This window comes from Arthrobacter sp. AZCC_0090, assembly GCF_014207375.1.
GTDB lineage: Bacteria > Actinomycetota > Actinomycetes > Actinomycetales > Micrococcaceae > Arthrobacter.
The window spans coordinates 446,604-459,118 of the sequence record NZ_JACHEE010000002.1; the positions used below are offsets into that span (position 1 = coordinate 446,604).

General features: G+C 63.1%; 10 protein-coding genes and 1 tRNA gene. 5 read left to right on the top strand and 6 right to left on the bottom strand.

Translation table 11 applies throughout. The features are described from left to right. Positions 1–22: 22 nt before the first annotated feature. Positions 23–1,261 (top strand): acetyl-CoA C-acetyltransferase, encoded by a 1,239-nt coding sequence (locus HNP00_RS04695; protein WP_184736451.1) that lies wholly within the window; start codon positions 23–25, stop codon positions 1,259–1,261. Between the two features lie 15 nt (positions 1,262–1,276). Here HNP00_RS04695 and HNP00_RS04700 read toward each other — a convergent pair whose 3' ends face one another. Next, the gene (locus HNP00_RS04700) at positions 1,277–2,164 is read right to left on the bottom strand and encodes a Bax inhibitor-1/YccA family protein (RefSeq protein WP_184736453.1); all 888 of its coding nucleotides are present in this window, start codon (positions 2,162–2,164) and stop codon (positions 1,277–1,279) included. A gap of 423 nt (positions 2,165–2,587) precedes the next feature. Here HNP00_RS04700 and HNP00_RS04705 point away from each other — a divergent pair, with 423 nt between their 5' ends. From HNP00_RS04705 to HNP00_RS04720, 4 genes are read left to right on the top strand one after another with little or no spacing between them, the layout of a single operon-like run. Further along, on the top strand, positions 2,588–3,862 hold the full coding sequence (locus HNP00_RS04705) for a branched-chain amino acid ABC transporter permease (RefSeq protein WP_184736746.1): 1,275 nt from the start codon (positions 2,588–2,590) through the stop codon (positions 3,860–3,862). 9 nt (positions 3,863–3,871) lie between these two features. Continuing rightward, positions 3,872–4,840: a branched-chain amino acid ABC transporter permease gene (locus HNP00_RS04710; protein WP_184736455.1), complete on the top strand. Its 969-nt coding sequence runs from the start codon at positions 3,872–3,874 to the stop codon at positions 4,838–4,840. Next, entirely contained in the window at positions 4,837–5,850 is a 1,014-nt protein-coding gene (locus HNP00_RS04715) for an ABC transporter ATP-binding protein (protein ID WP_184736457.1), read from the top strand. The genes HNP00_RS04710 and HNP00_RS04715 overlap by 4 nt, the downstream gene beginning before the upstream one ends. Next, on the top strand, positions 5,847–6,632 hold the full coding sequence (locus HNP00_RS04720; protein WP_184736460.1) for an ABC transporter ATP-binding protein: 786 nt from the start codon (positions 5,847–5,849) through the stop codon (positions 6,630–6,632). Before HNP00_RS04715 ends, HNP00_RS04720 begins: the two co-directional genes overlap by 4 nt. Positions 6,633–6,814: 182 nt before the next feature. On the opposite strand, the gene HNP00_RS04725 is transcribed toward HNP00_RS04720, so the two are convergent. The 5 genes from HNP00_RS04725 to HNP00_RS04745 all read right to left on the bottom strand — a co-directional run bounded on the left by HNP00_RS04725 (position 6,815) and on the right by HNP00_RS04745 (position 12,511). Then, positions 6,815–8,170, bottom strand: a complete 1,356-nt coding sequence (locus tag HNP00_RS04725) for an ABC transporter substrate-binding protein (RefSeq protein WP_184736462.1) — start codon at positions 8,168–8,170, stop codon at positions 6,815–6,817. A 223-nt stretch (positions 8,171–8,393) separates the two neighbouring features. Further along, positions 8,394–8,467 (bottom strand) — tRNA-Leu (locus HNP00_RS04730). Positions 8,468–8,530: 63 nt separating this feature from the next. Next, entirely contained in the window at positions 8,531–9,451 is a 921-nt protein-coding gene (locus HNP00_RS04735) for an N-acetyltransferase (RefSeq protein ID WP_184736464.1), read from the bottom strand. Positions 9,452–9,607: 156 nt separating this feature from the next. Further along, complete coding sequence (locus HNP00_RS04740; RefSeq protein WP_184736466.1) at positions 9,608–11,059, bottom strand: NAD(P)/FAD-dependent oxidoreductase; 1,452 nt, start codon at positions 11,057–11,059, stop codon at positions 9,608–9,610. 72 nt (positions 11,060–11,131) lie between these two features. Continuing rightward, positions 11,132–12,511: a S8 family serine peptidase gene (locus HNP00_RS04745; protein WP_184736468.1), complete on the bottom strand. Its 1,380-nt coding sequence runs from the start codon at positions 12,509–12,511 to the stop codon at positions 11,132–11,134. Positions 12,512–12,515 lie beyond the last annotated feature (4 nt).

The following is a 12,515-nucleotide window of genomic DNA, read 5'->3' on the forward strand; positions in this document are numbered from 1 at the left end:
GGGCCCGGCGTAAGCTGGGGACATGACTGAGGCTGTCATCGTTTCCACTGCCAGAAGCCCCATCGGACGGGCCTTCAAAGGGTCCCTGAAAGACGAACGTCCGGATGACCTCGCGGCTGCGATGGTGACTGCTGCCCTGGCAAGAATTCCGGCCTTTGATCCGGGCGCACTTGATGGCCGCGGCCTCGATGACCTTTACCTTGGCTGCGCCGAACCCAGCGGCGAGGCCGGCTCGAACATGGCCCGCGTGGTGACCGTCCTGGCCGGCCTGGACACCGTCCCCGCGGCCACGATCAACCGCTTTTGCGCCTCCAGCCTGCAGACCCTTCGGATGGCCTTCCACGCCATCAGCTCCGGTGAGGGCCATGCCTTTGTCTCGGCGGGGGTCGAGTCCGTGTCCCGTTACCAGAACTGGGTCGGGGCCGGGGAAACGGACACCAGCCTGCACAACCCCCTGTTTGAAGCGGCGCGTGCCCGCACGGCCGCCCGTGCAGCGTCCAACACGCCATGGACGGATCCCCGCATGGGTGGACGGATGCCGGACGTCTATATCGCGATGGGACAGACCGCCGAAAACGTCGCCACAAGCCACGGAATCAGCCGGGAGGAGCAGGATCTGTGGGCAGTCCAGAGCCAGAACCGTACCGAGGCGGCTATTGCCTCCGGTTTCTACGCCCGGGAAATCACGCCATACACGCGCAAAGACGGCACCGTGGTAGACCGCGACGATTCGCCCCGCGCCGGCGTCACCCTTGAAGGTGTCAGCGCCTTGGAACCGGTTTTTCGGAAGGAAGGAACGGTGACCGCCGGGAACGCGTGCCCGCTCAACGACGGCGCTGCCGCCGTCGTTGTCATGAGTGATTTCAGGGCCCGGGAGCTTGGCCTCGAACCGCTGGCACGCATCGTCTCCACCGGCGTCAGCGCCCTTTCCCCGGAACTCATGGGCATGGGACCAGTGGAGTCCTCACGCCGGGCCCTCGCCTTGGCGGGGCTGAGCATGGCGGACATTGACCTCGTGGAGCTCAACGAAGCCTTCGCGGTCCAGGTAGTGGCGAGTGCCCGCGAACTCGGCATAGACCCGGAGAAGCTCAACGTGCATGGCGGCGCAATCGCCCTCGGCCACCCCTTCGGCATGACGGGTGCCCGCATGACCACCACCTTGCTCAACGGCCTCCGCGAACGGGATGGCACCTTGGGATTGGCAACCCTGTGCGTCGGTGGCGGGCAGGGCATGGCGGTGGTCTTCGAGCGGCTGTCCTAAGCCCCCAAGAGGGAGCTAGTCGTCGCCGCGCAGGATCGCGAGCAGGCGGATGATCTCCACATAGAGCCAGACGAGCGTGACCGTCAGGCCGAAGGCTGCCGTCCAGGAGTACCTCTGCGGAGCGCCTTGCCGAACACCCTGCTCGATGCTCGTGAAGTCCATGACCAGCGAGAAAGCGGCCAGGCCAATCGCCAGGACACCGATGAAGACGCCCAGCGGGATGCCGAAGATGTGCACGCTGGTGCTCAGGCCGAAGGGCGAGTGGACGACGCCGGTCCACACCATGACCATGTTGATCACGGCGAAGACCAGGTAGCCGAGGGTGGCGATCATGAAGAAGCGCACTGCCTTGGGGGTGGCCCGCACCTTTCCGCTCTTGAAGAGGGCCAGCGTCACCCCGAACACGGCGAGCGTACCGATGACTGCCTGCAGTCCGACTCCCGGGTACAAACCATCCAGGAGCCGCGTGAGGCCACCGAGGAACAAGCCCTCAAGGCCGGCGTAGGTGAGGATCAGAGCCGGAGACGGCTGCTTCTTGAAGGTGTTGACCATGGCCAGCACGAAGCCGCCCAACGCACCGACCACCATCAGGAGACTGGCCGTGCCAGGAGCCACGAACAAGGTGATCGCTGCACCAAGCAACAGCACGGCGAGGCAAGCGGCCGTCTTGACGATGACGTCGTCGAAAGTCATGCGGCCGGTTTCGGCCGGACCGGCCGAAGGCTGGTTGTACATCTGCTGCAGCTGGTCGCTGCTCATCTGCGGCTGTGCCGCCCAGGCGGGCTGGCCGTACTGGTTCTGGCCGTACTGGTTCTGGCCATGCGAATAGCTGGGAACAGGCGGCGCCTGTGTGGCTCCACGGAAATTCTTTCCGTTGAAGATCGGGTTGCCTCCGAGTGCCATGGTGGATGTCCTTCTTGGTAAGGGGGCGAAGTGATAGTTCACGCTACCAATTCCCACGCTTGGTCCGCAGCGAAAGTTCCACATGTTCACAGACTCTTTAGATACACCCGGAATCAACAAAGGTTTACTTTAGCTGGACTAATCAAATAGTTGCCTGCAGCTTCACAGTTGTTATCTGATCGCGACCTCCCGGGCCCTTCGAGGGGCATTTTTTGTGCCGTGCGAGCGGTAGCATAAGCGGACATGGGTGACGAATGTCACAGAGGCGGTGTCAATGCAGTGAGATGCCGCCGCGGAGCCCATGACCGTTCGCACCGGCCGCAATGGCGCAGTCGGGACCACCCCCAATGTGGAAGGTTTTCCATCTTGAGAAGCATAACCAGAGATCGGTCCAAGAGACCGTCCATGGGACTGCAGAAAGCCATGGGGGCGCTATTCGCCGTCCTCCTGGCGGCACTGCTCACAGCCCCGGCGGCACAGGCAGCTACCCCATCGCCGTCGCCGTCCCCGGAACAGTTCCAGAACAGCATCAGCGGCTTCCTCCGTGACGATGCCCGCGCCCCCATCCCGGGAGTCAAGATCACTGCAACCGGCAACGGCTTCGAGGGATCCGCGACATCAGGCGCCAATGGAGCATGGGAGATCGGGGTGCCCGTTCAGGGTACCTACGAGGTCAAGCTGGACACCTCCACCTTGCCCAATGGCATCAAACTTGCCGAAGGCCAGGAGAATCCACGCAAAGTCACTTTTAGCCAGACCTCAAACCTCTCTGTGATCTTCGCCTTCGGTAAGGGCATCGTGGTCACGCAGCAGGACTTCGGCCAGAACCTGCTCAATCGCCTGGTTGCTGGCTTGAGCTTCGGGCTGCTGCTCGCTCTTGCCGCCGTCGGCCTGTCCTTGATCTTCGGCACCACGGGCCTGACGAACTTTGCGCACGGCGAAATGGTGACGCTCGGCGCCGTATTGGTCTTTACGTTCAATGCGATGAACCTGCCGTTCTGGCTGGCTATCGTGCTCGCGTTGCTTGGCGGTGGACTCTTCGGCTACGTTCAAGACGCCGGACTCTGGCGCCCGTTGCGGCGCCGCGGAACCAGCCTGGTGCCCATGATGATCGTCAGCATCGGCCTCGCCTTGGCGATCCGCTACGTCATTCAGTTCTTCTTCGGTGGCGCCACGCAGCAGCTGCCCTACGCCCAGAGCTCGGAAATCCAGATCGGGCCAGTGTCCATCTCGCCCAATAACCTTTGGTCCCTGGTCATCAGCGCCGTGGTCATTGCCCTGATCGGCATCGTCTTGCTCAAGACGAGGCTCGGCAAGGCAACGCGCGCCGTGGCGGACAACCCCGCCCTCGCGGCCGCTTCCGGCATCGACGTCGACTCTGTCATTCGCATCGTGTGGATCGTCGGCGGCATGCTGGCCGCCCTCGGCGGCATCCTCTGGGCGTACTACCGGCCAGGCGTCACCTTCGACATGGGTTCGCAAATCCTGCTGCTCATCTTCGCCGGAGTGACCCTCGGCGGTCTGGGAACCGTCTTCGGCGCACTGATCGGTTCGATCGTCGTCGGAATCTTCGTAGAGCTGACCACGGTGTTCGGCCTTGCCGCCGACCTCAAATACGTCGGCGCCTTGTTCATCATGATTGTTGTCCTCTTGTTCCGACCGCAGGGTATCCTCGGCCGGCGTGAGCGTGTGGGTTAGGAGACGGCCATGGACTTCGGATTTATTTTCTCCAGCGCCGCGGGCGAATTGTTCAGCCCGACGACGGCGGCATACGCCCTTGCAGCGCTCGGCCTCGCCGTGCACTTCGGCTACTCGGGCCTGCTGAACTTCGGCCAGGCAGGATTCATGGCGGTCGGCGCGTACGGCTTCGCCATATCGACACTGACCTTCAAGGTTCCGTTCTTTGTCGGTTTGCTCATCGCGGTCATCTGTTCGGTGGCATTTGCGTTCGTCTTGGGCATTCCCACACTGCGGCTTCGCGCAGATTACCTCGCCATCGTGACCATTGCCTCTGCCGAAATCCTGCGGTATATCGTCACCACCAACCAGCTGACCGGCTTTACGGGTTCGGCAAACGGCCTGGCGGCCTTCGAAGGCGACTTCTTTTCGATGAATCCGTTCCCGCCGGGTACATACGCGGGCATGAACAACCGCGACTTCTTCATCAGGATTGTCGGCTGGGGCCTGGTGGTTGTCTGTTGCACCTTGGTGTGGCTCCTTATGCGCAGCCCGTGGGGGCGCGTCTTGAAGGGCATCCGCGAGGATGAGAACGCCGTCCGTTCACTCGGCAAGAACGTCTACTCCTACAAGATGCAAGCCCTGATGATCGGCGGCGTGCTCGGCGCCCTGTCAGGCATGATCTTCACCCTCCCCCGAGGCGCCGTCCAGCCATCCAACTACGGTACGGAGTTGACCTTCTTCCTGTGGACCTGCCTGCTTTTGGGCGGAATGGCCACGGTCCTCGGACCCGTGATCGGCGCCATGATCTTCTGGGTGGTCTTGTCCCTGACCCAGAGCCTCCTGTATGGCCTGATCGAGTCCGGAGCGGTGACGTGGCTCACCACGGTCCAGGCCGGCCAGCTGCGCTACATCCTGGTGGGCGTGGCCCTCATGCTCCTGATGATCTTCCGCCCGCAGGGCGTCTTCGGCAACAAGAAGGAGCTCGCATTCGCATGACTGAGCCTCGCGATGATTCGCATGACGTGAAAACAGAAGAAATCAACTACATGACCGACTCCCGGCCGATCGCCATCGGCGAGAACCTACCGGGCTGCAAGAAGAGGGACCCGATTGTGGTGGCCGAAAACGTCACCCGCAGCTTTGGCGGCATCAACGCCGTCGACGTCGAGTACCTCGAGATCCCGCGGCACAAGATCACGGCGCTCATCGGGCCCAACGGCGCCGGCAAAACCACGTTGTTCAACCTGCTGACCGGCTTTGACACGCCTAATTCCGGCGAGTGGAAGTTCGAAGGAAGCAACATTGCGGGAGTGTCCTCCTACAAGGTGGCGCGCATGGGCATGGTCCGCACTTTCCAGCTGACAAAAGTCATGGGCAAGCTGACAGTCATGGAAAACATGCGGCTCGGTGCCGCGAACCAGCCAGGCGAGCGTCTCTCGAATGCCCTCTTCAAAGGCATCTGGGGCGGCCGGGAAAAGGAAATCACGGCCCAGGCAAACATCCTGCTCGAGAAGTTCAAGCTGGACGCCAAGAAGGACGATTACGCAGCATCCCTCTCCGGTGGCCAGCGCAAGCTCCTGGAGATGGCCCGCTCGCTCATGGTCCGTCCGAAGCTCGTCATGCTCGACGAGCCCATGGCAGGCGTCAACCCGGCGCTGACCCAGTCCCTCCTTGACCACATCAAGAACCTCAAGGCCGAAGGCATGACAGTGCTCTTCGTCGAGCACGACATGAACATGGTCCGGCACATCGCCGACTGGGTGGTGGTCATGGCCGAAGGGCGGATCGTCGCCGAAGGCCCACCAGGGGAAGTCATGAAGAACCCGGCCGTGATCGATGCCTACCTGGGCGCCCACCACGACGTCGATCTTGGGGATGCAGAGGGCATCAAGGAACTCGAAGCCGAACTCGAGGCAGACGAGGAATCGATCGTGGGCACGGAAAATGCAGGCATCATCGCCCCCGAAGTCGTCGTCGCCAACCTGGAAGAGGAGGATGGCAAATGAGTGCGACCAGCGCAATGCCGGCAGCCAGCAGCACACCGGCCGACGGGGCAGTGGTCAGCGTCACCAACCTGGTAGCCGGGTACCTGCCCGGCGTCAACATCCTCAACGGCTGCAGCATCGAAGCCCGCAAGGGCGAACTGATCGGCATCATCGGGCCCAATGGTGCAGGTAAATCCACCCTCCTGAAGGCGATGTTCGGGCTAGTGAAGGTTCACTCCGGTTCCGTGGTGGTTCGCGGGCAGGACCTTACCGGCCTGAAAGCCAACAAGCTAGTGACTCAAGGCGTGGGTTTCGTCCCGCAGAACAACAACGTGTTTGCCACGCTGACCATCGAAGAGAACCTCCAGATGGGCATGTTTCAGAAGCCCAAGGCTTTTGCCGAGCGCTTCGACTTCGTGACCGGGCTCTTCCCGGAACTGGGCAAGCGCCGCGCGCAGCGTGCGGGCTCGCTCTCCGGCGGTGAGCGCCAAATGGTGGCCATGGGACGCGCCCTCATGATGGATCCCGCCGTCCTGTTGCTGGACGAGCCGTCAGCGGGCCTCTCCCCCGTCAAACAGGATGAGACGTTCCTGCGCGTCCACGAGATCAACCGGGCCGGTGTCTCGGTGATCATGGTGGAGCAGAACGCCCGCCGCTGCCTGCAGATCTGCGACCGCGGTTACGTCCTCGACCAGGGCAAGGACGCGTACACCGGCACAGGCAGGGAGCTCATGAAGGACCCCAAGGTCATCCAGCTCTACCTTGGCACCCTGGCCGACACGGTGGAGGGCGAGGGACACTAAGCTCAAAGCCCGGCACTGATGTGCCGGGCTTTTTGCTGCCCACTTTGTCTGCCCGCTTTTGGCTGCCACTTTGCCGCGCACTTCGGCGGCGAAGAGGCAAAGCAAAGGACCCCCGGAGGTTTTTTCTCCGGGGGTCCTGCTTACTTCGCTTCGTTTCGGTTCAGTCTGGTACAGCCTTCGGCTTAGAGCTTGCCGAATTCTTCGCGGATCGGCTTGTAGGTGTTGTCGTCGGAGTACTTGTAGATACCGATGTAGGCCTCGCTCGGATCACCGTTCTTGTCAAAGGTCACCGGACCGGACTTGCCGTCGTAGTCGATGTCCTTGCCCTGGCGCAGTAGCGTCACGCAGCTTGGGAAGTCGTAGCATTTCTGACCACCCTCGGAAACATCCTGGAGATGGCTAGCGATATCCGCACCCTTCGTGCTCTTCGCTTCTTCCGTTGCCAGGGCGATCAGGTTGACTGCGTCCCAGGATTCACCGGCGTAACTGTAGTCCTTGAGGCTTGGATCGATGGCCAGGAGCTGCTTCTTGAAGTCATCCTTCGCGAAGGTGCCGGGGATGGTGCCCTGGGCTCCGGTGAGCGTGCCGGCCTTGAAGTCCTTGCTGTAGTCCGACGTGTTTCCGTCGACCATGAACAGCTGGGTTGGCTTGACGCCCTTGCCTGTCAGCAGCGGAACGATACTCTTGGCCTGGTCGAAGGAAATCAGTGCAATGGCGTCAGGCTTGGCTGCAATCACCTTGTCCACCTGGCTGCTGAACTGGGAGTCGCCTTCATTGAAGAGCTCCTCCGCAACTACTTTTCCACCGGCCGCCTCGAACGCCGACTTCACGTTCTTCTGCAGGCCCGTGCCATAGGCGTCGTTCAGGACGATCATGCCCAGGGTCTGGGCACCGCAGGATGCCATGTAGTTTCCGAGGACCTTGCCCTGCAGGACGTCAGAGGGAGCGGTGCGCCAGTAGAGGCCCTTGTCGTCCCAAGTGCTGAAGTCCGGCGAGGTGTTGGCCGGGGAGAACTGGATCACACCCGCGCCGGTGATCTGGTTGATCACGGTCTTCGAAACGCCCGAAGACGCTGCACCGACGATGGCACTGACTCCCTGGCCGAGGAGGGCCGTGGTTGATTGGGTAGCGATATCCGTCTTCGTGTCACCGGAATCACGATGGATCACCTCGACCGGGTGGCCGAGGACACCGCCTGCGTCATTGATCTGCTTGATGGCAAGGTTCACACCAGCGATTTCGGGCGGGCCGAGGAAGGCCAGCGAACCCGTCGTAGGCAGAAGCGAACCGATCTTCAAAGGCGCGGCGGAAGTGGTGGTCGAGGGAGGCACGGGACCGGTAGTTGTTGCAGCCTGGCTTGCGCCAGCGCCTGCTCCCGCGCTGGGTGCGGGACAAGCGACCCCCGCAGGAGCGGCGGAACTGCTTCCAGTGGAGCTCGGTGTGGATGATCCACCACAGGCCGTGGCTAGAAGTGCGACGCCGATGCCAAGCGCGGTGAGCTTGGCCGCACGGGGCGCCGCTTGGGAAAGATCAAACATGAATTGTCTCCTCGATCGAGAGAGGTGCGATCTGCCTTTGATGCGATTGATCAGGTGTTCCTGAATAAGACTCAAACTAATGCAATTGGACCGCGAACATAAGTGATTCAGGTCACAGCCCTATAACACTCGTTGCATGGGGGGAATCTTATGGTCAGCTGGGAGTATCCTCGGACCTTTGCGGCGAATACGCACCTACCGAGGGCGGCAAGGATCGCAAGCGTGCCCCAGCCGGGACTCGAACCCGGACTGAGCGGATTTTAAGTCCGCTGCCTCTGCCGATTGGGCTACTGGGGCGCCCGGATAATGGTAACCCAGCCCGAGGCCTGGAATGCGTCAAAGGCAAGGAGTCTTGCGCCCCTAGAGCGTTTGGAACGGGGCGGCATAGCGGAAGGTGCCGCTGACGCCGTCGGGCCATGTTTTGAGGGGCAGCAGCTGGAAATGGTCTCCCCATGCGGGGTCGGGGGCAGTCACGCCCAGCGTGCTGGCGGGAAGATATCCGAAGCGCGGATAGTACTCAGTGCTCCCCAACAAGGCGATGCCCGGTTCGCCCGCGTCCTCGGCCCGTCGAGCAGTTTCACGTAGGAGGGCTGATCCGATGCCACGCCGCTGCAGGTGCGGCTGGACGCTGATGGGGCCCAATCCCAAAACGTCGAGATTTCCGACCCGGGCGCGGGTGCTGATGATGTGCCCCACGATCTCCCCGCCGATCTCGGCCACGACGCTGAACTCCGGAAGATACTCGTCGCAGTCGAACAGTTCCCGCAACAGCTTCGCTTCCGCCGGGGTTCCTTCGATCGGCAGGCCTGTGACCGGGTTGATCGAGAACGCGCTGGCGGTCAGGTCCAGGACCTCCTCGCGATCAGCCGGCTTCTCCGTCCGTAACACCAACCCTTGTGACAGACGCTGCAGCACCTCCATGGCGTGCCCGCGTTCGGCCGCTGGAACCAGCAGATGGTCGTGGTGGAACCCCGCCAGGACGTTGCAGCTGATACCGGCAGTGGTCAGGGCGGAGCTGACGGCTGCCGTCAGGCCTACCGCTTCCAGCGCGGAGTGGATCTGAAGGGTGATCCACGCCGCCACGAAATCGTAGGACAGTCCCAAACGTTCGGCTTCTTCGCGGTGCAGGACCACGGTGAGGCCCTCGGCCTCCCGTACAGCGGCTTCAATGTGGCCCTCAAGCGGCTTGCCGTGAGGCCACAACGCATACACATAGTCACCGTCGCGAACCACGGGGCGCATGGATGTGAGGAGGGTTGTCAGATCGCTTTCGCCAGCCATGCTGACAAGTCTAGGACCCACCGTCGCGGGCGGGACCGACCCACCGTCGCGGGCGGGACCGACCCGCCGTCGCTGTCTGGACTGTGAGTTAAACGTCGACGGCGGCCGCCTCCCATGTGGGAGGCGGCCGCCGTCGTCGGGACTGCTTGTGTGCGCCTACTTGGCGTCGGCCGTCACCGGGGCCTTGGCCTCGGCGGGTTCGGCAACCGGAGCGGGGGCCGGTGCAGCAGCCGGCTTGGGGGCCGGGGTGGCCGCGGCCACGAAGGCTCCGCGCGGGTTGTCAAGGTCCAGCAGCTGGGTGGTGTCGCGGCCCATGGTCATGCCCAGGAGCCAGTTGAAGATCACGCGGACCTTGCGCTCACCGGTGGGGATGGCCAAGCCGTGGTAGCCGCGGTGGGCCAGCCAGGCGAGGCCGCCCTTGAGGCCGATCCGGCCAAGAATGTTGATGTTGGCAACACCCTTCCATTCGCCGAAGCCGGCAACCGCGCCGAGGTTCTTGTGCTTGTAGTCACCCATCGGCTTGTCCCAACGAGAGGCCCACAGGTTCTTGGCCAGGCGCTTGGCCTGGCGCAGTGCGTGCTGGGCGTTGGGAACGCAGGTGCCGTCCGGCAGGCCGCTGCCCGTGAGGTCCGGAACGGCAGCGATGTCGCCGGCCGCCCAGGCGTTGTCGATGATGCCTTCGTCACCTGCGATGCGCAGGTCCGGGAGGACACGGACACGTCCGCGGGGCTCCAGCGGGAAGTCGGTGGAGCGGATCATCGGGTTGGCCTGCACGCCTGCCGTCCACACGAGGGTGTCGGCTTCGAATTCCTGCGCGGGAGTCTTGTCCGGCAGGTTGATGAGCTTGAGGCTGCCCTCGGCGTTGTCGAGGGAGGTGTTGAGCAGGACCTCGATGCCGCGGCTGCGCAGGTGTTCAACAACCCACTCGGCCTGGGCTGCGGTGACCTCGGGCATGATGCGGCCCATGGCTTCGACGAGGACGAAGCGGACTTCTTCCTGGCGGATGCGCGCGTTGTTCTTCACGGCGGCGCGGGCCAGGTCTTCCATCTCGGTGATGCATTCAATACCGGCGAAGCCGCCACCGACAACAACAAAGGTCAGGGCCTTGGCGCGCTCAGCGGGGTCCGTCATGGTGGAGGCGACCTCGATGCGCTCAAGGACCTTGTTGCGCAGGGCGACCGCTTCTTCGATGGTCTTCAGGCCAATGCCCTCATCGGCGAGGCCCTTGATCGGGAAGGTGCGGGTGATGGCGCCGGCGGCAACCACGACGTCGAAGTAGGGAATCTCGAAAGGCTCGCCACCGTCAGCGGGGGCAACAACTGCGGTGCGGTTCTGGTGGTCAATGCTGGTGACACGGCCCTGGATGAGTTCCGTCTGCTTGAGGTGCTGGCGGTGCGAGACGACGGCGTGGCGGGCCTCGATGTTGCCGCCGGCCACTTCGGGAAGGAAGGGCTGGTAGGTCATGTAGGGAAGCGGATCAACGACGGTGACGATTCCGCCGGCATTCGCGATCTTCTTCTGCAGCTTGAGTGCTACGTACAGGCCGACGTATCCGCCGCCGACAACGAGAACACGGGGACGGTCAATGAGCTCAGGGGTGGTTGCCATAAGAATAGAGTACAGCACCTTGTGAAAATCTTCACTAACTATTTCCCTAGGCCGCCATACAAGCACCGCGGGCTACTTCGGAGTACTAGGATCCACCACGTCCGCCACGCCCGTGACTGCTTCTTCGGGCCGTTCCGGGGAGCTCCGGTAAGCACGCCTCAACTGGATCGAGGCGCCCGCAACGATGGCCACGAAAAGCGAACCAAAGCCGATGACCACCGCGGCCGGAACGGCTGTGTCGGCCTGCGAGGGCGCCTTCGCCACCGGAACTGAGGGATCCGCCAAGGTGGCTGCGGGGCTGCTCGGCTTGGACGTCGGTTCAGGTGTAGGGCTGCTGAGGTTCCCCCGCCGGTGGACCCTGATCCAGTCCGCGATGGACCCCAGCGGATTGCTCTTAGTCTCGGGCACATCGGCTTTCAACGCCGCTTCGGCGTTGAGGATGCCGTAGCCATAGATGGGGTCCTTTCCGAGTGCCCCTGCGTCCTCGGCCGTGGACACGATCCTGTTGATGACCTGCTTGGCGCTCATGTCCGGCCATTTCGAACGGATCAGCGCTGCGACGCCGGAGACAATCGGCGCGGAGCCGGAGGTACCCGCCCAATCTTCGTAACTCCCCCCGGGCAGGCCGCCAACCAGCTTTTCCGCGGGTGCGGAGACGCCGATGCTGATCCCTTGCGAAGAAGCATCGACGCTGGCCGTGCGGTTCCGGTCAAGACCGGCAACGGTCAGTACGCCTGGAATGGTGGCAGGCGCGCCCACCTGGACGTTCCCGCCAATGCGGTTGCCCGCCGCGGCCACGATCACCACGTCTTTCTGTTCTGCGTAGAGGAACGCCGCATCCCAGCTCTGGGGCCAATCGGGCGAGGTGCTGCCAAGGGAAATATTGATGACTTTGGCGCCGTTGTCCACTGCCCATCGAACAGCTTCGGGAATCTGCTCTTGGTCGGTCTTGCCCGCAGGGTTCGGCGAACCAAGCCAGGCGGAGACGGACAGGATCTCGGATTCAGGCGCCACGCCAACGATTCCGTCCGGTCCAACGGAGCCTGAGGAGGGCGACGGCGATGGAGACGCCGAAGGGCTGGCTGAAGCGTGTCCACGCCCAGCCAAGAGAGTAGCGACGAGGGTTCCATGCTCGGGTTTGGCGCCGATGCTCTTCTGTCCGTTCGGATCGCCCGAGCCGGAAGCATCAGCTCCGCCCGCAACCGCACCCTTGAGATCGGGGTGTTGTCCGTCCACCCCGCTGTCGATGATGGCCACTTTCACGCCCGCGCCCTTGGATACCTGCCAAGCGGCGGAGATACCGTATTCGTTGAGCCAGTATTCCTTGTCGCGCCAGGAGTCGGCGAACGCCGCGGGCGCCGTGAACAAGGCCCCTGCCAGGCTTCCCCCGGCCAGCATCGCGGCCAGCGCGGCCGATCCGGTTCGGCGGCGCCAACGGTATAGCAGCATCATCAGC

Excerpts from the sequence above, each read along its gene's own strand:
- HNP00_RS04695 (WP_184736451.1), top strand. The coding sequence starts at position 23 with ATGACTGAGGCTGTCATCGTTTCCACTGCCAGAAGCCCCATCGGACGG.
- HNP00_RS04700 (WP_184736453.1), bottom strand. The coding sequence starts at position 2,164 with ATGGCACTCGGAGGCAACCCGATCTTCAACGGAAAGAATTTCCGTGGA.
- HNP00_RS04705 (WP_184736746.1), top strand. The coding sequence starts at position 2,588 with ATGGGGGCGCTATTCGCCGTCCTCCTGGCGGCACTGCTCACAGCCCCG.
- HNP00_RS04710 (WP_184736455.1), top strand. The coding sequence starts at position 3,872 with ATGGACTTCGGATTTATTTTCTCCAGCGCCGCGGGCGAATTGTTCAGC.
- HNP00_RS04715 (WP_184736457.1), top strand. The coding sequence starts at position 4,837 with ATGACTGAGCCTCGCGATGATTCGCATGACGTGAAAACAGAAGAAATC.
- HNP00_RS04720 (WP_184736460.1), top strand. The coding sequence starts at position 5,847 with ATGAGTGCGACCAGCGCAATGCCGGCAGCCAGCAGCACACCGGCCGAC.
- HNP00_RS04725 (WP_184736462.1), bottom strand. The coding sequence starts at position 8,170 with ATGTTTGATCTTTCCCAAGCGGCGCCCCGTGCGGCCAAGCTCACCGCG.
- HNP00_RS04735 (WP_184736464.1), bottom strand. The coding sequence starts at position 9,451 with ATGGCTGGCGAAAGCGATCTGACAACCCTCCTCACATCCATGCGCCCC.
- HNP00_RS04740 (WP_184736466.1), bottom strand. The coding sequence starts at position 11,059 with ATGGCAACCACCCCTGAGCTCATTGACCGTCCCCGTGTTCTCGTTGTC.
- HNP00_RS04745 (WP_184736468.1), bottom strand. The coding sequence starts at position 12,511 with ATGATGCTGCTATACCGTTGGCGCCGCCGAACCGGATCGGCCGCGCTG.